Origin of the sequence: Kribbella steppae (genome assembly GCF_004342025.1) — a bacterium.
In the GTDB taxonomy this organism is placed as follows: domain Bacteria; phylum Actinomycetota; class Actinomycetes; order Propionibacteriales; family Kribbellaceae; genus Kribbella; species Kribbella steppae.
The window spans coordinates 160,079-179,897 of the sequence record NZ_SLWN01000018.1 but is presented as its reverse complement, the minus strand read 5'-3'; the positions used below and the strand labels follow the sequence as shown (position 1 = coordinate 179,897).

Here is a 19,819-nt window from a genome sequence, read left to right as displayed (position 1 = left end):
GGGCTCGCCCCGCAGCTTGGAGCCTGGGAAGGACGCAGGATGAAGGAACACGTCGGGCGCGTTGCACTCGGGGTTGCCGGCTTCTCGTTCGCACCGCGGAACCGGTCGGCTGATCTGGCAACGATCCGAGCCGGCATCGCCGCCGGTACGGCGATCCTCGACACCGCGCGTGCGTACGCCAAGGTCGATGCGCCTCTGTACGGGGAAGAGCTGGCCGCGGAGGCCGCCCAGGGGACGAGCGCGATCGTCGGCACGAAGGGAGGTCACTCGCGCACCGGCGCGACCACGTGGGATGCGGACATCAGCGCGCACCGGATTCGATCCGACGTCGAGACGAGCCTTCAGGTGTTCGGTCGCGAGCGGCTCGATCTCTACTACCTGCACCGGGTCGATCTCGCCGAACAGCCTGTCGAGGAGGGCGTTTCAGCTCTCGCGGCCCTTCGTGACGAGGGAAAGCTGGCCCGGATCGGTGTGTCGAATGTCAGCGTGGCTGCGCTCGAGCGGGCGGCCGCAGTCGCTCGCATCGACGCCGTACAGAATCACCACAGCGCCATGGGACGTGAGTCGCTCGACGTGCTGGCGTGGTGCGAAGCCAACGAGGTGCCGTTCTTCGCCTACTCACCCCTGCGACCCTCCGCCGCGGTTCCGTCGCCACGGCTGGCGGCCATGGCGAGCGCGCGCGGCGTCTCACTGCAACGCCTGCAACTACGCGCCCTGCTGGCTTCGTCGCCCGTGTTGTCGGTGGTCTCAGGCGCGACCCGACCCGAAACAGTCCTCGACTCCCTCGCCGCAGAATCCGAGCCCTGGGACGAAGCCCTCGAAGAGGCCTACGCAGCGGACCTCAAGGTTTGACGTCCGCCGGTTCGGACTGACCGGGATCTGGTTGGGCGACGTGGCAGGCGGCGTTGTGGTTGTCGCCGAGGAGGCGGAGGGTGGGGGTGGTGCGGTGGCACTCGTCGACGACAAGGGGACAGCGCCAGCGGAACCGGCATCCGGGGGTGGGGTCGATGACCTTCGGCGGCTCACCGGTGTCGCCTTCGATGCCGACGGTGAGTGGCGCGCGGGGGTCGGGCACCGCTCCGAGCAGCAGGTCGGTGTAGGGGTGCTTGGGGTTGGCCAGTACCGACTCGGTCGGGCCGGACTCTACGATGTGACCGGCGTACATGATGACGAGGCGGTCGGCGACGTAGCGGGCGCTCGCGATGTCGTGGGTGATGTAGAGGAACGACACTCCGGCCGATCTGCGCAGTTCCGCCATCAGGTTGAGCAGGCCGATGCGGATCGACACGTCGAGCATCGAGACCGGCTCGTCGGCCAGGATCAGCTTGGGCTTGTGCGCCAAGGCCTGGGCGAAGCCGATGCGCTGTCGTTGACCGCCACTGAGCTCGTACGGGTAGCGGTGCATGATGTCGCCGGCCGGGGACAGCCCGACCTCCTCGACGACTCGTTCGGCTTCGTCGTACCGCTGTGAACGCGTCAGGTCGCCACGGTGCAGCTTGAGGCTGCGCAGGATGCCGTGGGAGACGCGGAAGGCGGGATTGAGGGAGCTGAACGGATCCTGGAACACCATCGGTACGTCGCTGCGGTAGGCCAACTGCTCTCGGCGCGATCGCATACTCGACAGCGCCGCGCCCTGGTAGTAGATCTCGCCGCTGGTCGGGGTGTAGACGCCCGCGAGCAGCCGGGCGATGGTGCTCTTGCCGCTGCCGCTCTCTCCGGCGAGCGCGACGATCTCCTGCCGGCCGATGGTGAGGTCGACGTCGTCGACGGCGTGCAGCATCTTGCGGGAGAGACCGCGGCCGACCCGGAAGTGACGGGTCAGCTTCCTGGTCTCGATGAGCGGCGCGGCCTCGGGGTCGGTCGATGAGATCGGTTCGATGCTCAGATCGGTCATGATGTCGCCTCCCGCACGGGTTCCGCCGGTTGCTTCTGGCCCGGAGCGTGCAGCAGACAGCGGGCCTGCACAGCACCGACCTGGTACAGCTCAGGCTCGACCTTCGGACAGTCGGCGAATGCCTCCGGGCAGCGGGGATGGAAGCGGCAGCCGGTCGGCGGGTCGGCGAGGTTGGGCGGGCTCCCGGGGATGCCGGTCAGCGGAACCTTCGGTCCGCGAATCGACGGGAACGCGTCGAGCAGTCCTTTGCTGTACGGATGCGCCGGATGATCGAAGACCGCACGAGTGGCTCCGAGCTCGACCGTCTGACCGGCGTACATCACCACGAGCTGGTCGGAGAAGTGGCTGATCAGGGACATGTCGTGGGTGACGAAGACGACCGCGAAGCCGAGCTGCTGCTGCAGCTCCTTGATCTGCACCATCAGCGACCGTTGGGCCACGACGTCGAGGGCTGACGTCGGCTCGTCCATGATGATCAGGTCGGGCGTGAACAGCAGGGCCATCGCGATCATGGCCCGTTGCCGCATCCCGCCGCTGAGCTGGTGTGGGTAGCTCTTGAGATGGATCGGGTCGATGCCGACCAGCCGCAGCACCTCGGCCGGGCGCTCGTCGGTCACCGGTTCGTCGTGCGCCCTGATCGCGTCGCTGAACTGACTGCCGATGCTCGTCACCGGGTTGAGCGCGTTCATCGCGCTCTGCATCACCACGGAGAAGTCCCGCCAGCGCAAGGCGGCCAGCTTCTTCTCGCTCATGGCGACGAGGTTCTGGCCCTGGAACCGCACGGTTCCGCTGGTGATGGCGGCCGGTGGACTCAGCAGCTGCGCGATCGCGAACAACAGCGTCGACTTGCCGCAGCCCGACTCGCCGACCACACCGACGAACTCACCGGGATGGACGTCGAGATCCACCGCGTCGACCGCGACGACCGGACGATCGCCGGTGTCGTACTCGACGGTGAGATCACGCACCTCAAGAATGGGCTTGCCCTCAATGTGACCGTGCACGTCGCCTCCGAACCGGCCGCAGCGCGGGGTTGCTGATCTCGTCGAACGCGTAGTTGAGCAGGGCGAAGGAAACCCCGAGCAGGGCGACCGCCAGACCTGGCGAGAGTGCCCACGCGGGGAGTCCGTTCACCAGGGCACCTTGGTTCTGTGCCCAGTAGAGCATCGTGCCCCAGCTCAGCGAGTTGGGGTCGCCGAGCCCGAGAAACTGCAGTCCGGCTGCGGTCAGTACGGCGTACAGCGCGGCGCCGAGGAAGTTCGCGACGATGAGGGAGATCATCGTCGGCAGCACCTCGACCACGATGATGTACGACCGGCGTTCACCCCGGACCCGGGCCGACTCGAGGAAATCACGGTTGCGCAGGGACAGCGCCTGCGCGCGCATCTGCCGGGCGCCGTACGACCAGCCGGTCAGGATCAGCACGAAGATGATCACGGTCAGGTTGCCCTTACCGGCGTACGTCGCCAGCACGATGATCAGCGGGAACGTCGGCAGCACCAGGAACACATCCGTCATCATCGACAGCCCGTCGTCGGCGATACCGCCGAGATAGGCGGCCGAGACGCCGATGATGACCGACAGGAAGGTGGCGCCGAGACCCACGACCACCGCGATGATCAGCGACTCCCGGGTGCTGTAGATCAGTTCGGCGTACACGTCCTGGCCGAGGCCGGTGGTGCCGAGCCAGTGGTCGGCCGAGGGATGCGCCAATGGCGTGTCGCCGATCGCCCGGGGATCACCGTGCAGCCCCGGGACGAAGAGCTGCGGGAACGCGGCGAGCAGAACGAACAGGAGGAGCAGGGCCGCGCCGAGCATGGCCTTGCGGTTGTGCAGGATGGCACGCAACAGGCCGCCCCGCGGGCGGCGGGCCGCACTCGGTGCCGGCGCGGCGGTACCTGCGACGATCGCACTCATTGGTTACCCCTTCGTCCGGGCTCGCGGGTCGAGCAGGAACACCGCGAAGTCGCAGAGCAGGACACAGATCAGCACGGCCAGCGTCACCAGCAGGAACAGGGCCTGCAGCAGTGGATAGTCCGTGCTCACCGTGGCGTTGTAGAACATGTAGCCCAGGCCGGGGTAGTTGAAGACGTACTCGACCAGGATCGTGCCGGAGATGACGAAACCGAGTGACATCGCGAATCCGGACAGGTTGGGCAGGAAGGCGTTGCGGCCCGCGTAGCCGAACATGATGCGCCGGTTCGGGATGCCCTTGGCCCGGGCCATCCGGACGTAGTCCTCGGCCAGCGTGGTCACCATGTTGTTGCGCATGGTCAGGATCCAGCCGCCGACGGCGGTGATCAGGATCGTGCCGGCCGGCAGGATGCCGTGCTCGATCACGCTGCCGATGAACTCCGCGTTGAACCCCGGCGTCAGGTTGTGGTCGTAGTTGAAGTCGTTGGGCAGGACCGGATTGTTGCCGATCGCAAACAATGAGATCAGCAGCAGCGCCACCCAGAAGTAGGGCAGTGCCGAGGTGACGATGAAGAGCGGCGGCACGATGCCGTCGATCACCCCGCCGCGCCGCCAGCCGGAGATCGTGCCGATCAAGCTGCCGACGACGAACGCCAGGACGGTCGCGATGCCGACCAGGCCCACCGTCCACGGCAATGCGTCCCCGATCAACGTGGTCACCGGGACCCCGAGGCTGCTCCCGATCGACACGCCCCAGTGCCCGGTGACCATCGCTTTGAGGTACTCGCCGTACTGCAGGGCGATGTTCTTGTCCGGATCGAAGCCGAACTCGGCCAGCACGGTGCGCAGTTGCTCCGGTGAGACGACCGAGCCGCTCTTGCTGAACCGTTCCCGCAGCGCCTGCTCGGGGCTGCCGGGCATCATCCGCGGGATGAAGAAGTTCAGCGTCATGGCCGCCCAGAGGGTGAGCACGAAGAAACCCAGGCGACGGATCAGGAACCTCACGGACACCAGCTCCTCGTGCTCACCATCACGGACAGGTCTCCCTTACTTCTGCGCCGACTTCGAGTACAGGTTCGCGACGACCTGGCCGACGTCGGGGATGTTGTACGGCGCCGGCTGGGCGTAGGGGTCCTCCTGCGTCGGCCAGCCGCCGATGTCCTTGGTGTTGTACTGGTACCAGTTGACCGACTCGGTGGTCGGGATGACCGGCACGTCCTTGATCATGAACCCCGAGATCTGCTTGATCAGCTTGACCTGGGTGTCCGGGTCGGCACTCGCGTACTGGTCGAACAGCTTGTCCACCTCGGGGTTGAGGTAGCGCTCGTAGTTGCTGCTGGCCTGCTGGCCGATCGGGGCGCTGTTCTTCGAGTACAGCAGTTGCCGCAGCTCGTAGTACGGCGTGGGGCCGCCGGACTGGCTGGAGTAGGCCAGGTCGTAGTCACCGGTGAAGAGCTTCTGGTTGTACGACTGCTGCTGCAGGTCCGAGATGGTCAGCTCGATGCCGACAGCCGCGAGTTGCTCCTTGACGACCGCCAGCGAGGCGTCCCAGTCGGTGTAGCCGGTGACCGTGATGACGGTGAGCTTGAGCGGGTTGGACGCTGAGTAGCCCGCGCTCTCCAGCAGTTGCTTGGCCTTGTCCGGGTTCGGCTTGTCGTACCCGGCGGCCGTCAGCGCGTCCTTGTCGAAGTACTTGTCGAAGGTCGGCGTGACCACACCGGTCTGGTTCGCGGCCGGCTGGTAGCCGCTCTCACCGATCTTGGAGATCTGCTCGCGGTCGATCGCGTAGGCGATCGCCTGCCGGACCGCCAGGTTGCTGGTCGCCTTGTGCGACGGGTCGAGGTTCGGGACGATCGCCACGTTCGCGGTCGGCGGGAACCAGTAGTTGTTGTCCGGCGACTTCGCCTTGTAGAACTGCTCGATGTTCGGGATGTACTGGCCGCCCCACTGCGCCTTGCCGCTCTGCAGGTCGAGGTTGGCCGGGTTGTTGTCCAGGTACGCCGGGTACTGGATCTTCTCCAGATACGGCTTGCCCGGCTGCCAGTAGGAGCCGTTGGCAGCGTAGGAGATGACGTTGCTGGTGCAGGACGCGACCGTGAACGGCCCGGTGCCGACCGGCTTCGGGTTCGCCCAGGTGGCCGGCTTGGACGCTGCCTCACCGGCGGACCAGATGTGCTTGGGCACGATGCCGACCTGGTTCGCGAAGTTGAAGAAGTACGGCTCGGCGGGCGCCTTGAACTTCAGCGTGACCTTGTCACCGGCCGCGGTGACGCTGGTCAGGCCGGCGCCGGTCCACAGTGAGTACAGGTCGAGGGCCGGCTGCTGCTTCATCAGGTTGAAGGTGTAGACCACGTCCTCGGCGCTGAACGGCTGCCCGTCGCTCCACTTCACCCCCGGGCGGATGGTGAAGACGATCGAGTCCTTCTTCGGCGACCAACTGAAGCCGCTGGCCAGCATCGGCGTGGTGCCACCGTCCTTCAGCACGTTGACGAAGGTCAGCGGCTCGTAGACGAAGCCGAGTGCCACCTGGTTGACCGACGGGTTGAACGGGTTGAACTGGCACGGCCAGGTCTGCCCGCCCACGTTGGCGATCGTGACGGTGCCACCCTTCTTGAAGGCACCCGACCCCTGACCGCTGCTGCCGGGCGAGGCCGGCGGATTACTCGACGCGGCGTCCCCGACCGGCTTGCTGCCGCCACCACATCCGGCGGCCAGTACGCCGATCGCCACCGCGGTGACGGCGATACGCTTGATGCCCCTCATCGTCTCTGCCTTTCACTCCTCGAACTCCGGGTCTTCGCCGTACGGCGGCTGGCCCGGACGACTGGTTGGCGGGCTCGTCAGCGGCACGAGCCGGTCATGCGAACGCCTCCTCACCGAGGACGACGCCGGCGGCCTCGACGGCCAGGGCCAGTGCCCCGACCAGCGGCGCCTCCGGAAATCGGGCCACCGTCAACTCCGGTGGGAAGGGGACCGCCGCGTCGAGTGCCTGGCGCAGCCCGGGGGCGATCCGATCCCAGGAGCCGACCAGTCCACCGCCGACGACGATCCGGACCGGGTCGACGGCGATGGACAGGTTGACGACATGCATCGCCAGTTCGCGGTTGAACTCGTCGGTCAGCACCGCGGCGTCCGGCTGGGTCTGCGCCAGCGCGAAAACCTCGGCGGCCGTCACCGGCCGCCCCAGCCGGGCGCGGCCGGTGGCCTCGAGCGCCTGACCACTGACGAGGTCCTCCAGGATCGTGCGCTCCGGTTGAGCGATCCATACGTCCGCGGCGGCGCGCAGGTTGTAGCCGATCTCCCCGGATGCGCCGTGCGCCCCGGAGATCACGGTGCCGCCGGCCACGATCGCCGCGGCCAGACCGGTGCCGAGATTGAGGTAGATCCCCGGATCGCAGCCGGCCAGCGCACCCCACCGCAGTTCCGCGGCGGCGGCGGCCTTCACGTCGGTACCGAGCCGGACGGGGACGCCGGGGAACGCGTCGCGCACCAGTTGTCCGAAGGCGATCTCGCCCCAGCCGGGAAAGGTCGGCGCGAGCTCGACGCGATCGTCGTACGGAATGCCGAGGGTGGCCGCGCCCACCGCCGCGAGCTCGTCCTCAGGGGCGACCTCCGCCAGCAGATCGCGGGCAGCTGCCAGGCCGCGAGCCATGGCGGCCTCGGCTCCTGCCTCGGCCATACTGTCGATGGTTGTGGCGCCGAGACGCCGGCCGGACAGATCGCCCACCGCGACGGCGATCTTCGTCCCGCCGAAGTCGAGCCCGAGTACGACCGGCGAACGAGTCATGGACTGGCACCTCCACGTGCCGACCAATAGAATCGTTAGGAAACTAACTTAACAATCTCGTCGGCACAAGGCCCAATTGTGACGGCTGTTTTAAGAATTCGCGACGCAAGGGGGAGATCGACGTGACAGTCGTTGCCGGGGGTGCCTCCGGGGCCCGACCGCAGCTGATCAGGGCGATCAACGAGCAGGTCCTGCTGGATCACATCCGGCGGTCCGGGCCGGTGTCGAGGACCGAGCTGGCCAGTCTCACCGGTCTGTCGAAGCCGACAGTCTCCGCGGCGCTGGGCACCATCGAGCGCGCCGGGCTCGTGCACGCCACAGGGCAGCGGACCGGCGTCCCTGGTCCAGCCGCGTTTCTCTACGGCGTTCGGCCGGAAGCAGGGTTCGTCCTCGCGTTGGACGTCGGGCACGAGTTCCTGCGCGGCGCGATCGCGGATCTGACCGGCACCACGCGCAGCCGGCTGAGTGTGCGGACGAAGGCGGTGGACGCGACCGGCCGGATCCAGGAACTCGCGGACCTCGCGGCGACCCTCCTGGGTGAGGCCGGTATCGACGCATCGCAGCTCACGCAGACCGTGATCGGAAGCCCCGGCGTCTACGACCGGAAGCGCGACACGCTGACGTTGACGGGACGCCTGTCCGGCTGGGACTCGCCGGCTGTGCTGCCGGCGCTGCGTGAGCGGTTCGGGGCCACGCTGCTGATCGAGAACGACGTGGATGCGGCCGCCCTGGCTGAACGGGTGCACGGTCATGGTCGCGACGTGGACAGCTTCGCGTTCGTGTCCGTCGGCACCGGTATCGGCATGGGCCTGGTGCTCGATGGCAAGCTCCGGCACGGTTCTCACGGTGTGGCCGGCGAGATCAGCTACCTACCGTTCACCGAAGGCAGCGGCAGCGACGCGCGGGACGCCCGCAAACGAGGGAGCTTCGACGCGTCGGCGTCGGCCGCGGCCGTGGTCCGAGCCGCCAGGCGTGCCGGCGTACGGGGTGCATCGTCGGCCGAGAAGGTGTTCGCGGCCGCTGCGCGCGGCGATTCGGTCGCAGCGGAGGTCGTGGCCGAAGAGGCGCTGCTCGTGGCCAAGGCAGTCTGCACCGTCATTACCGTCGTCGACCCCGAGCTGATCGTGCTGGGCGGTGGCATCGGGCAGGCGCCGGGCTTCCTCGACGCCGTTGTCGACCAGTTGCGGGTGCTGGCACCGGTGCTGCCGGACGTGAAGGCGACCGTGCTCGGCACCGAGACTGTCGTGGCCGGATGCATCGCCGCCGGCCTCGACCAAGCCTGGCAACACCTCATCGGCCGGATATCTCCGCCCTCGACCACGCCCGTAGGCCTGGCCTGAGACCGCGGCGTGGCTCGGTCCGAGTTGGTCAGACCGAGCCACGTGCGGTGAGGTCAGGCCCAGGGGTCGAACGGGATTCCGGCGGGCTTGGAGTTGTTGAGCAGGGACCGGAAGCGATCCCCGTTGTCGGTCACCTTGATCGTGGCGGAGCCGAAGTCGGCGTTCATCAATTGGTCCCGCAGTGACGTGCTCGGCCAGCCGTTCCAGTCGACCAGCGGTGGATACCGCCAGTTGTGGTAGTGGTTCTCCGGCGGCTCGTCGTTGCTGTTGGCGAGCCGGAAGAAGTGCGTACTCGCGCCGTCCTTGTGGTAGACGACCTTGGGATGCGATCCGTCGAAACGCACCTGGGACCGCGGGTACGTCACCTGGCTCGCATGCTGGGTGGTGGTCACGTACTCGACCTGGTTGGTCGACTGGTTGATCCAGGAGATGACGTGTTCGAAGTCGTGCCGGTGACCACCGAGGCTGCTGCCGGGCAGGGCCTGGTCCTTCTCGAAGTAGCTGGCGTACACGATCGCGCACCAGCCGTTGTTGCACCTCGAGCGGGCATACGTCTGGGAGTTGTCGAGGTCGGACTGGTCCCGGCAGTTGCCGTTCAGAGCGCCGGTCGGGTTGAGGCCGGGATTGAGCGTGCCGTTCGAGCCGATGGCGGGCGTCGCGTAACACCCGTCGGTGTCGTAGTCGTAGGCCGGTGAGAACGACTGCTCGTACCCGCCGGCGTTCTGCGGGAGATGCGGCGGCGGGACGGCGTACGCGGCTGCGGCCGAGGTGATCATCAGCGCAGTGGTGCCGAGCACGACGCCGAGCAGGCGCTTCGCTCGACGTCGACGTGGGGGATGAGGGGCGGAGTCGGGCATGCGTCGCTCCTTCAGGAACGTCAGGTCCAGCCGGCGTACGGCGGGACCTCGGGGCGGAAACAACGAGTTGACGATGACAGGTCACTCCCACCACCGCACATACGTTACGTGCCTACAGGTTGACGTTCCGTGAACAGACAGGCCCGGCTCGAGGACCCGGCGTCCGCGGTCGGGCGGACGCCGGGTTGGTGCTCAGAGGATGCTGAGGTTGATGGTGTTGGGGGCGAGCCTGCCCGTGGAAACCCGGTCGCGGGTGGCCAGGGTGTCGATGGTCAGGGTGTCTGTCGGTTCCGCGTCCTTCAGCCGGACGTCGGCGCTCAGTCCAGAGACCCGCACGTTCCCGTCGGAACCGGAGACCTTGATGCGGTCCTTGCCGTTGGTGCCGGTCACGGTGACGGAGTCGACCGCCGAGTCGCCGCCGCGCGTGTTGAGCTGCGCGCCGAGGTCGATGTCTACCCTCCGGACATCGGTACGGCGCAGATCGCCGACGGTGGCCGTGTCGGCGCCGCCGAGCGCGTTCAGCTTGACCCGCTCGAGCTCGTCGGTGTCCATCACGATGTTGCCCACGTCCCGGGTGAACCGCAGTTGCGGACCGTTGGCGGAGGCAACGAACCGCTCGGCGACGGCGGAACCGTTGAACACCATGGTGTCCTGGCCGCGACCGCCCTTGATCACGTCGCTGCCGTCGCCCGGATCCCAGGTGAACGAATCGGTGCCGTTGCCGAGCAGCGCCGTGTCGGTGCCCCGGTTCCCGTCGACGGAGTCGTTGCCGTTGCCGGTGCGGAACAGTTCGTTGCCGCTGCCACCGGAGACGGTGTCGTTGCCGTTGCCGGTGTCGACGATCGTGGCCGGCTGTACCTCGGCGCCGTAGTCGATCCGGACGACATCGTTGCCGTTCCGGCTGTTGACCTGGATCTGGCTGAAGTCGCTCCGCTTCACCGTGCGCGTCGTACCGTCGCCGAACTCGACCTCGAGAACCGTCGTGTCGGCAGCCGGCACGCGCAGGTCGATCTCGTCTGCGCGGTTCGTGCCGGTGACGATCAGCTGGCCGGTGTCGATCACGACGCGGCGGTCAGGTGCCGCGGATGCCGTGCCGGTCAGACTCAGGGCGATACCGGCGGCGACGGCCGCGACAGCTGCCGCGCTGAGACCCCGCCGGAAACGTCGTGTTCCTCTACTCATGATGTGATCCCTCCCTGTTGGTCACGGCCGATCGGATCGATACGCCGCGCTGTAGATGTCTACGGGGCCTACACGGGCGCCACCGCCGGTCGGTTCAAACCAATCTCTGCCGAGTTTCACAAGATGTTGCCTAGGGCAAATAAGAGAATCGGACCCCGGCCGTCGTCCGCGCTTCCCTCAGGGGTGCGGCGGGTGGCGACCGGGGTTCGACCCGGGGACATCCACAATGTGCTGCGCAGCGGTGGCGAGGACGATCGGGATTGTCAGCAATCGGACGTCGAACCGGATCGGCCCGGGGTCCGTGTAGAGAGCACGAAAGGCGTATCCGGACCCGCAGAGGCAGGCGATCATGGGAACCATCGCGGTGGAGTCAGCACCGACGGTCGTCGGCTCAGGGCGTCTGGTGACCGGCCGCTACCGCTTGACGACGTTGCTCGGCCGCGGCGGCATGGGCCGTGTCTGGCTCGCCGAGGACGAGCTGCTGCGGCGGCGAGTCGCGCTCAAGGAGGTAGTGCTTCCTGGCCACGCGTCCGAGCACGTCCGTGCCAGCGCGCTGGCCGAGGCACGCGCGGCGGCGCGATTGAATCACCACAACGTGGTCAAGGTGCTGGACGTGATCGAGGACTCCGGCGACCACTGGATCGTCATGGAACTGCTGTCAGGGCGCACCTTGGCCGATGCGCTCACCTCGGATGGACCGCTCCCGGCGACGGAGGTACGGCGGATCGCGCTGCACCTGGTCGACGCGCTGCGGGCCGTCCACCGGGCGGGTCTGGTGCACTCCGACGTCAAGCCGGCGAACGTCCAACTGTGCGACGACGGGCGGGTTGTTCTGATGGACTTCGGCATCGCCACCGCCCTCGACGACGAGCAGACCCTGTCGAGCGAGGCCATGGCCGGCAGCCCGGCGTACATGTCACCGGAGCGGGCCCGTGGTGACGCGGTCGGTCCGGCCTCCGACCTGTTCTCACTGGGCGCGACCCTCTTCGCTGCTGTCGAAGGGAAGTCACCCTTCGGCGCCGGCGACCCGTTCAGCACACTGGTCGCCGTGGTCGAGGCCCGGCCCGCCGCGTTCGTGAACGCCGGCCACCTGCGCCCGATCATCGAAGGCCTGCTCGCCAAACACCCGGCCGACCGCCTGACCGTCGACCAAGCCACCACCGCCCTCCGGCCATCGGCCTGAGGTACGGTCGCCTTCCGGTTCGTTCGCTATCACAGGAGTGCTCGTGGCTGGTGAGATCAGGCTGATCGTTCAAGGTGACGACTTCGGGATGTGTCATGCCGTCAATGTCGGCACCATGCAGGCGTTTCGGGAGGGGATCCTGACGCAGGCCTCCACCATGGCCGCGTGCCCGTGGTTCACCGAGGCCGCGGCGCTGGCGCGTGAGTCCGGGATTCCGCTCGGGGTTCATCAGACCCTGACCTGCGAATGGGACTTTCTGCGGTGGCGGCCGCTGACCGATGGACCCTCGCTCGTGAGTGATGATGGAACGTTCTTCCGGACGGTGGCCGACGCCCGGGCTTCGATCACGCGGACCGACGCCGTACGTGAGCTGTCAGCTCAAGCAGCGAAATTCGCTGCGGAAGGGCTCGACATTCACTACCTGGACGTCCATATGGGCGAGAGCGCGCCGGATGCGTACGCCGAGATCTCGAACGCCGTCGGCAAGCCGTACATCTATGGCCCCGTGGAGTCGCGGCGGTTCGCCTCGATCGAGATTCTGAGCGACCGGGAAGCGGCCACCAAGAAGCCCTGGATGCTCGAGCACATCGCCGGCCTGACGCCAGGCGTGCACCTGTTGGTCACGCACTGCGCCGTCGCGGAACCGGAACTCGCCGCAATCCACGCACCCGGCACGGAGACCTACCGATGGGCCGAGGAATACCGGCTCTCCGACCAGGCCATCGTGACCGACCCCGAGATCCGCAAGGCGATCGAGGAGCGGGGCATCGAGCTGGTGTCGATGCGCAACGCATTCACCGACTGACAGCCGGTCGTAAGTCCGCAAGAGGAGTCAGCTGTGAAGATCTTCCTGTCGACCCGTGTGGTACAGCACCGACGACGTGGAGTTCGCCGACCCGTGGTACGAGACGCGTCGAGCGACGAGACGAGAAGGTCGTTGCCATGCGCAATGACGACCCACTCCACCTGTTCCATACGTTCATCGCTGCCGTGATGCTGAGCCGAGGGGTGAGCGAATGATCCAGCCCCCGCTGGGTTGCCTTACTCGCGCCAGCCGGTGAGTTCGACGGACTTTCCGGTGTCGACCCGGAAGCCGAGCTTGATCCCGATCTCCTGGCCGGGAGCGAGATCGAGTTTCCAGGTGACGACGCCGAGGTCGGTGGTCTCGGTCGGCTCCGGCACGGCGGTGCTCGGTTTGACGGTGATCTCGTGGTCGCGTGACACCGGCAGCTGGTCGAGTACCGTGACGCGGGCTGGGCGTGGGGTGTGGTTCTCGATCTTGGTTTCGTACTCGACCTCACGTCGGCGGGTGGATCCGAGGGTCGCCTTGCTCGCGTTCCGGCGTACCAGCTTCCGCTCGACGCGGATCCGGTCGTCCAGGCCGAGGGCGAGTTCGACGTCCTCGCCGGGGGCCCACATCGGCAGCGCGGCCGAGCCGACGAAGTCCGCCTCGTGGAAGACGGCGGCCTTCCCGGGAGGCAAGGTGTGGGTGGACGAGTTGACGACCGTGGCGCGCAGGTGGACGTCGGTCGACCGGACCGGCGCGGTGATGTAGTCCAGTTCGGTGTCGAGGTCGATCGAGGCGATCGTCGCGCGGTGCGAGGCGCCGTCGGCGGGTACGGCCACCGGCCGGGGTGGGGTGTAGGTCGCGGCTGTCACGCCCTGCTCGACGGTCGCGGCGAGGTCGGCCAGGGCGGGCGCTGCGGCCGACTGGAGCTGGACCGCGCCGGCGCCGTAGGCCTGCATACCTTCGCGACCTCGTGAGGCTGCGGCCGGCGCGGCCGGTACCGGCGGGTGGAAGCGGTCGAGGTACCAGGGGTCGAGTTCGGGGACTTTCGCGGTCACCGTGGGCCGGGCTGTCGACAGCGTGAGGTCACACTCGGGCCAGTCCTCGCCGGTGCGTTGGGTGACCAGGCCGTACCAGTTCAGGCTCAGCTGGTCGCCGGTGAGGCGGATGTCGTACGAGCTGGTCCAGCCTGCGCCGGGCACGACGTAGGAGAGTTCGATCTCCACTTCAGCCTCGGCGTCCAGGGCCAGCGCGACGGCGGCGGTACGGCGATCGGGCGTGCGTTGCTGCGCGATCGCGGCAAGCCGGCGGTCGGCGGCGGCGAGGCGTTCCTCGGCCTCGTGCCGCAGCTGGGTGAGCTCGCGTCGCTTCGACCGTACGGCGGACAGCCGGGTGGCGAGCGATTCGGTGAATCCGCTCAGGTCGGCGCCTGACTCGCCGGAGGCCAGCGTGCGCGCGAAGCTGCCGCCTGCTCGCCGGGCCAGCTGTGCCAGGAACGAGTCGAGCTGGGCCTGGACATCGTCGGCGTCGGTCAGTTCCGCAACCTCGGCCTGGGCCTCGCGACGTTGCCGCTCCAATTGGGCCACGGTCTCGTCCGGCGCCTGTGGGTGGTGCTGTGTCGCCACGTCCACACCGAGCACTGTGGCCGGTCCGCGGCCGGCGACCCGGACCGAGTCCTCCTGCAATGCGAGCGGCAGTGGCTCGACGTACACCGTCTGGTCGCCGGCAGGCACGGTGATCTTGCCCCGCCGGGTGACCCGGGCGCGGTCCGGATAGACAGTGACAGCGGCGATCGGCGCGTCCACCACGAGTTCGCTCATACTCCGACCCTAGCCGCCTGAGGGAGCTCGGCCGACCGCTCGACCTGCGCTAGATTTGTGTACTAATGATTCGTGCAGACAATGAAGCACATCGTGTGGAGGTGCTCTTGAGTGACTTGGGCGGCGACGCCAACCCGTTGGACCTGGAGAATCAGGTGTGCTTCGCGCTCGCGGTTGCATCGCGCAGCGTGATCGCGGTCTACCGCCCACTGCTGGAGCCACTCGGGCTGACCCATCCGCAGTACCTGGTGATGCTGGCTCTGTGGCAGTACGCGCCGCTGTCGGTGAAGGAGTTGAGCCGGCTGCTGCAGTTGGAGCCCGCCACCTTGTCGCCGCTGCTGAAACGCCTCGAGGCCAGCGGGTACGTCGAACGTCCACGCGCGAGAGGAGACGAGCGCTCGCTTGCGGTCACGCTCACTCCGGCGGGATGGCGGTTGCGCAGTGAAGCCGAGAAGATCCCTGGGGTGATCGTCAGTCGCCTAGGGCTGGAACTCTCCGAGCTCCAGCACCTCCATCAGGTGCTGACCCGGGTCATCGGCGCTGCCAACGAGGCCAACGGCTTCCGTCGGCCCGTGCCGGGCGAGCTGTCGACCTGAGGTGGCCAGCATCACGCTCGGAGGACAGTTAGTGCACTAAGCATTCGCGTACAATCGGAGGTATGAGGAGCAGGTCTACCAGAAGTCGAAGAGCCCCCATGAGGATCGAAACCGTCCAGCGATGGGTTGTCTCGGCCATCTTGTTCCACGTCGGCAGCGTCCCCGCCGTCACCCTGGCCGTGTACAGCATCGGCGTCGCGGCCACCGACTACGGCAAAGGCGTCGGCTTGTGGTTCATGTCCGGCGTCATCGGCCTGCTCACCGTCGCCGGCATCCTGCTCATCTTCCAGCGCTCGCTGTTGTCCTTCTGGCTCATCGCCGGCGTCCTGCCTACCGCTGTCACCGGCTTCTACGTCCTCTGACTCGGGCCGCCCGCCAAGCGCTCGAGATCGGTTGCCCGTGGTCGCGAACGACGTACGGTCGTAATGTCGAGGAGGGGCGGCCGATGTCGTCCCGGGTCTGCCGACTGGGAGGGGACGAGCGATGGTCGACTCGGTCGCACCACACGGGCTGCATCACGTCACCGCGATCGCGGAGGATCCGCAGCGCAACGTCGACTTCTACACCACGGTGCTCGGGCTGCGCCTGGTGAAACGGACCGTCAACTTCGACGCCCCGGACACCTATCACCTGTACTACGGTGACGCCTCGGGCCGGCCATCGACACTGTTGACGTTCTTCCCGTGGCCGGGAGCCCCGAACGGCAGACAGGGCACCGGCCTCACGACAGCCACCGCGTTCAGCATCCCGCCGGAGTCGCTCGGCTGGTGGCAGCAGCGGCTGCAGAGCCTCGGGGTCGACGCGGACGCGCCGGTCGCCAGCTCCGACGAGGAGGTCCTGCGGCTACGCGATCCCGACGGCCTGGTGATCGAGCTCGTCGCGTCTGACGGTGACACCCGATCCGGCTGGGACGGCGTCGCCGCCATACCGTTCGACAACGCGATCCGCGGCCTCTTCTCGGTCACCATGACGGAGCAGTTGCTCGACCCGACGGCCGAGATGCTCGCCGGCATGCTGGGGATGCAGCACGGCCAGGACACCTCCGATGGGACGCGGTTCGTGATGTCCGGAGGCGCTGAGGGTACGGCGGTGGACGTCCGACCCAGCCGGGCGTCTCGCGGAGTCCAGGCGGCCGGAACGGTCCACCACATCGCCTTCCGTGCACCCGACGGCGAGACCCAGGCGAAGTGGCGGCTCGAGCTGATCGAGGCCGGCGTACAGGTCACCGAGATCCTCGACCGGCAGTACTTCACCTCCATCTACTTCCGCGAACCGGGCGGGGTGCTGCTGGAGATCGCGACCGACCAGCCGGGCTTCACCATTGACGAACCTCTGCTGGAACTCGGCCAGCACCTGAAGCTTCCACCCTGGCTCGAACCGAACCGCGAGCAGATCCAGAACTCGTTGCCAGCGCTGCGCGTGCCACCGGAAGCGCTGCCGGACGAAGCCGACTGATGGGCGAGGACCCGCTCCGGCGGCCGCATGTCTGGCAACCGGGCTCGTCCGCGCCGCCGCTCCTGTTGCTGCATGGCACAGGTGGTGACGAGCACGACCTCCTCGTTCTGCGGCAGCACCTGGCGCCCGATGCACCCGTTCTGTCGCCTCGAGGGACCGTGTCGGAGCAGGGGATGGCTCGGTTCTTTCGCAGACTCCGGGAGGGGGTGTTCGACGAGGATGACCTTCGGCTGCGCACCGACGAGCTTGCCGCGTTCCTCAGCGCCGCCGAGCAGAAGTACGACGTGACCCCTGGTTCCTGGATGGCGGTCGGCTTCTCCAATGGCGCCAACATGGCTTCCGCGCTGCTCCTGCGTCATCCCGAGTCCCTCGTCGGCGCGGTGCTGCTGGCTGCGATGGTGCCCTTTGCGGAGGACGAGCCCGAAGACAACGCTCTCGCCGGCAAGCGGGTGCTCATCGTCAACGGCGACAGCGACCCGATGGCCACGCCCGAGCAGACCAGCAGACTGACCGAGCAACTCCGCCGTCGAGCCGCCGACGTCGAGCTCCTGCCGTTCTCCGGCGGCCACACCATCGACCCCGGGCAACTTCCCCGCATCAAGCAGTTCATCGACACGAGCAAGCCGAGCTGACGAAACGACACTGGGTCAGCGGAGGTGGGCGTTGATCAGGTGCAGGGATTCGGAGGCCAGGGCGATGGACAGGAGGATGCGGGCTTTCGAGGAGGGAAGGGCACCTGCCATCACGGCGCCTGCCCTGATCAGATCGGCGCCGCCGCCGGCGCCGTAGATCGGTGTGGTCGGACCGGCGGCGCAGCGGCTGGTGACGAGCACCGGAAGTCCGGCGTCGATGCAGGTGCGGACCTCGGCCAGGACGGCGGGTGTCGGGTTGCCTGCCCCGAGCGCCTCCAGCACGATGCCTTGAGCGCCGCCGGCCCGGCACGCAGCCAGTTGGTTGCCGCCGGCACCGACGTACGACGCGACGATATCGACCCGGGGCAGCTGCAGTGGAAGCGGGAAGCCGGCCGGCCGCACCGGCGTCGACCAGATCCGGACCTGGCCCTGACGGACCTCGCCGATCGGGCCGCCGTCGAAGGAGCGGAAGGCGTCCGGAGCAAGCGTGTGCGCCTTGATCGCCGGTCGCGCGGCGTGGATCCGGCCGCCCATCACGACCAACGGTCCGAGGCCGCGGGCCTGCGGAGACCCGGCGACCAGGAGGGCGTCGGCGATGTTGCGTGGACCGTCGCAATCCGGCTCACCGGCGTGCCGCTGTGCTCCGGTCAGTACGACGGGAGCGGCGGGGCCGACCAGGTCGAGCAAGTACGCCGTTTCCTCGAGCGTGTCGGTGCCGTGGGTCACCACGACCCCGTCACCACCAGCGGTCGCCGACATCACCTCCCGGGCGATGGTCAGCAGATCGGCGAGGGTGAACGCGAAGCTGTGCTTTCGCAGGATCTCCCGAACCGGCGCGGCCGCGGCGATGAGTTCCGCACCGGATAGCGCCACGCTGACCGACCCGTTCGGCGCGGGCCTGGAAGCGATGGTGCCCCCGGTCGTCAGGACCTGAACTGTCACCGGCCCCCCAAGCTCAGCTCGGGTGACGTGACGACGACCCGACGGGCCGCGAGGTAGTACAGCCCACCTGCCACGAGCGAGCCGGAGAGCCAGGAGAAGTCGGTGTTGTTCATCGCGATCGCGATCGGCCCCTGCATGGCCGGCACCAGTCCGTACTGCCAGCTCCAGCCGGCAACGAGGCCGAGTGCGAGGCTGACAAGCGCCCGGACGTTCCACCGTCCGTACGGCGAATTGGCGGCGTACAGACCGGCAACGTCCAGGCGACCGCGGCGGATGATGAGGTAGTCGACCGCGACGATCGCACTCCAGGGGCTGATCCAGACCAGGATGGACACCATCCAGCTGTCGAAGGCGTGCCCGAAGCTGTCGGCGCGCACGAAGACGACCAGGACCGCGGACGCGACCACGCCGGCCAGGAGAGTCAGCTTCCAGCGCGCGATGTCGATTCCGATCGACAGTGCGGCGAGCGAGCAGGAGTACAGGTTCAGGATGTTCGTCGCGACCGGGCCGTGCATGATCAGCAGCAGGACGGGCACGGCCATGACACCGAAGGCGTTGATCACCAGGGCCGAAGGGTCGCTCCCGGTTCCGGCACTGGCCAGGCAGGCTCCGAGGGCTGCCAGCCAGACCGTCGGGACGTACATGCCGAGGGCGGCGGCCCAGAAGACCGAGCGGCTGGACGCTTCGGGCCGGACGAAGCGGCTGTAGTCGGCGGAGTACGGCAGCCAGCTGATGCCCCAACCGACACCGATCGCGGTCATCAATTGCGTCATGGCCGTGAACTTGTCGGCCGGTGTGTCCGCGCTGGCCGCCGTCCAGTGCAGGTCGGCGCTGCTCAGCGCCAGCACGGTCATGGCCGCCATCACCACGACTGTGAGCGGCACGGTGTACTTCTCGAACGTGCGGATCGCGTAGAACCCGTACAGCGCCAGTCCGAGCTGAGCGAGCATGATCACCGCGGCGACCAGGTACTCCAGGCCGATCCCGCCCTCGATCCCGAGTTTGCCCAGGACGGCGAGCACGAGGTCGAGCACCACCCAGGTGTTGACCCCGACCCACGCCATCGTCAGCAGGCACTGGACCAGACCGGGGATGACGGCGCCGCGGCGGCCGAACGGCGCGCGGCCGAGAACCATCTGGTTGACCGCCGTCCGGTGCCCGATCACGTTGAACAGACCGAACAGCGCACAGCCGAGAACGTTGCCGATGGCCACGACGAGGAGGGTCTCCAGCAGGCTGAGGCCCAAGGTGATGCCGAGGGCGCCGAGCACCCAGTTGATCGGGGCAAGGTTGGCGCCGGCCCAGATCCAGAACTGTTCGCGCGGGCTGCAGTCCCGGTCCGCGGCCGGGATCGGGGCGACGCCGTGGGCGTCGAACGGGACTGCCTCGGATACTGCGGGTGTGGTCATGACGGCCTCCCAGGGGAACGA

At 67.8% G+C, this 19,819-nt stretch carries 19 protein-coding genes; 8 read left to right on the top strand and 11 right to left on the bottom strand.

The window, feature by feature from the left end; translation table 11 throughout:
• Window positions 1–39 precede the first annotated feature (39 nt).
• Window positions 40–852, top strand: coding sequence for an aldo/keto reductase (locus EV652_RS38480; protein WP_132214889.1), 813 nt, complete (start codon window positions 40–42; stop codon window positions 850–852).
• Here EV652_RS38480 and EV652_RS38475 read toward each other — a convergent pair.
• The 6 genes from EV652_RS38475 to EV652_RS38450 form a co-directional block, all read right to left on the bottom strand.
• Complete coding sequence (locus EV652_RS38475; protein ID WP_132214887.1) at window positions 842–1,894, bottom strand: ABC transporter ATP-binding protein; 1,053 nt, start codon at window positions 1,892–1,894, stop codon at window positions 842–844. The two genes, EV652_RS38480 and EV652_RS38475, sit on opposite strands and share 11 nt — an antisense overlap.
• On the bottom strand, window positions 1,891–2,898 hold the full coding sequence (locus EV652_RS38470; RefSeq protein WP_199238638.1) for an ABC transporter ATP-binding protein: 1,008 nt from the start codon (window positions 2,896–2,898) through the stop codon (window positions 1,891–1,893). Before EV652_RS38470 ends, EV652_RS38475 begins: the two co-directional genes overlap by 4 nt.
• Window positions 2,882–3,811 carry an ABC transporter permease gene (locus tag EV652_RS38465; RefSeq protein ID WP_132214885.1) on the bottom strand — a complete coding sequence of 310 codons (930 nt, stop codon included), beginning with the start codon at window positions 3,809–3,811 and terminating at the stop codon, window positions 2,882–2,884. Before EV652_RS38465 ends, EV652_RS38470 begins: the two co-directional genes overlap by 17 nt.
• Before the next feature lie 3 nt (window positions 3,812–3,814).
• The gene (locus EV652_RS38460) at window positions 3,815–4,813 is read right to left on the bottom strand and encodes an ABC transporter permease (RefSeq protein ID WP_132214883.1); all 999 of its coding nucleotides are present in this window, start codon (window positions 4,811–4,813) and stop codon (window positions 3,815–3,817) included.
• Between the two features lie 42 nt (window positions 4,814–4,855).
• The gene (locus EV652_RS38455; RefSeq protein WP_132214881.1) at window positions 4,856–6,571 is read right to left on the bottom strand and encodes an ABC transporter substrate-binding protein; all 1,716 of its coding nucleotides are present in this window, start codon (window positions 6,569–6,571) and stop codon (window positions 4,856–4,858) included.
• Window positions 6,572–6,665: 94 nt separating this feature from the next.
• The gene (locus tag EV652_RS38450; protein ID WP_132214879.1) at window positions 6,666–7,595 is read right to left on the bottom strand and encodes an ROK family protein; all 930 of its coding nucleotides are present in this window, start codon (window positions 7,593–7,595) and stop codon (window positions 6,666–6,668) included.
• 122 nt (window positions 7,596–7,717) lie between these two features.
• Between EV652_RS38450 and EV652_RS38445 the strand changes: the two genes are divergently transcribed.
• Window positions 7,718–8,935: an ROK family transcriptional regulator gene (locus EV652_RS38445; protein WP_132214877.1), complete on the top strand. Its 1,218-nt coding sequence runs from the start codon at window positions 7,718–7,720 to the stop codon at window positions 8,933–8,935.
• Between the two features lie 53 nt (window positions 8,936–8,988).
• Here the strand turns inward: EV652_RS38445 and EV652_RS38440 are convergent, their stop codons facing one another.
• Entirely contained in the window at window positions 8,989–9,792 is an 804-nt protein-coding gene (locus EV652_RS38440; RefSeq protein ID WP_132214875.1) for an NPP1 family protein, read from the bottom strand.
• A 192-nt stretch (window positions 9,793–9,984) separates the two neighbouring features.
• Window positions 9,985–10,974 carry a calcium-binding protein gene (locus tag EV652_RS38435; RefSeq protein WP_132214873.1) on the bottom strand — a complete coding sequence of 330 codons (990 nt, stop codon included), beginning with the start codon at window positions 10,972–10,974 and terminating at the stop codon, window positions 9,985–9,987.
• Window positions 10,975–11,323: 349 nt separating this feature from the next.
• Between EV652_RS38435 and EV652_RS38430 the strand changes: the two genes are divergently transcribed.
• Together EV652_RS38430 and EV652_RS38425 are read left to right on the top strand one after the other, a co-directional pair.
• Complete coding sequence (locus EV652_RS38430) at window positions 11,324–12,157, top strand: serine/threonine-protein kinase (protein WP_132214871.1); 834 nt, start codon at window positions 11,324–11,326, stop codon at window positions 12,155–12,157.
• A gap of 43 nt (window positions 12,158–12,200) precedes the next feature.
• On the top strand, window positions 12,201–12,962 hold the full coding sequence (locus EV652_RS38425) for a carbohydrate deacetylase (RefSeq protein WP_132214869.1): 762 nt from the start codon (window positions 12,201–12,203) through the stop codon (window positions 12,960–12,962).
• Between the two features lie 236 nt (window positions 12,963–13,198).
• Here EV652_RS38425 and EV652_RS38420 read toward each other — a convergent pair whose 3' ends face one another.
• Window positions 13,199–14,764 carry a DUF4139 domain-containing protein gene (locus EV652_RS38420; RefSeq protein WP_132214867.1) on the bottom strand — a complete coding sequence of 522 codons (1,566 nt, stop codon included), beginning with the start codon at window positions 14,762–14,764 and terminating at the stop codon, window positions 13,199–13,201.
• 107 nt (window positions 14,765–14,871) lie between these two features.
• On the opposite strand from EV652_RS38420, the gene EV652_RS38415 reads away from it, so the two are divergent.
• From EV652_RS38415 to EV652_RS38400, 4 genes are all read left to right on the top strand, one after another.
• Window positions 14,872–15,360 carry a MarR family winged helix-turn-helix transcriptional regulator gene (locus EV652_RS38415; RefSeq protein ID WP_132214865.1) on the top strand — a complete coding sequence of 163 codons (489 nt, stop codon included), beginning with the start codon at window positions 14,872–14,874 and terminating at the stop codon, window positions 15,358–15,360.
• Window positions 15,361–15,458: 98 nt separating this feature from the next.
• The gene (locus EV652_RS38410; RefSeq protein ID WP_132214863.1) at window positions 15,459–15,722 is read left to right on the top strand and encodes a hypothetical protein; all 264 of its coding nucleotides are present in this window, start codon (window positions 15,459–15,461) and stop codon (window positions 15,720–15,722) included.
• A gap of 121 nt (window positions 15,723–15,843) precedes the next feature.
• Window positions 15,844–16,815, top strand: coding sequence for a ring-cleaving dioxygenase (locus EV652_RS38405; RefSeq protein WP_132214861.1), 972 nt, complete (start codon window positions 15,844–15,846; stop codon window positions 16,813–16,815).
• Window positions 16,815–17,447, top strand: coding sequence for an alpha/beta hydrolase (locus EV652_RS38400; RefSeq protein WP_132214859.1), 633 nt, complete (start codon window positions 16,815–16,817; stop codon window positions 17,445–17,447). Before EV652_RS38405 ends, EV652_RS38400 begins: the two co-directional genes overlap by 1 nt.
• Window positions 17,448–17,462: 15 nt before the next feature.
• On the opposite strand, the gene EV652_RS38395 is transcribed toward EV652_RS38400, so the two are convergent.
• Together EV652_RS38395 and EV652_RS38390 are read right to left on the bottom strand one after the other, a co-directional pair.
• Window positions 17,463–18,389 carry an asparaginase gene (locus EV652_RS38395; RefSeq protein ID WP_132214857.1) on the bottom strand — a complete coding sequence of 309 codons (927 nt, stop codon included), beginning with the start codon at window positions 18,387–18,389 and terminating at the stop codon, window positions 17,463–17,465.
• Window positions 18,386–19,798, bottom strand: a complete 1,413-nt coding sequence (locus tag EV652_RS38390) for a purine-cytosine permease family protein (protein WP_132214855.1) — start codon at window positions 19,796–19,798, stop codon at window positions 18,386–18,388. The genes EV652_RS38395 and EV652_RS38390 overlap by 4 nt, the downstream gene beginning before the upstream one ends.
• Between the last annotated feature and the right edge of the window lie 21 nt (window positions 19,799–19,819).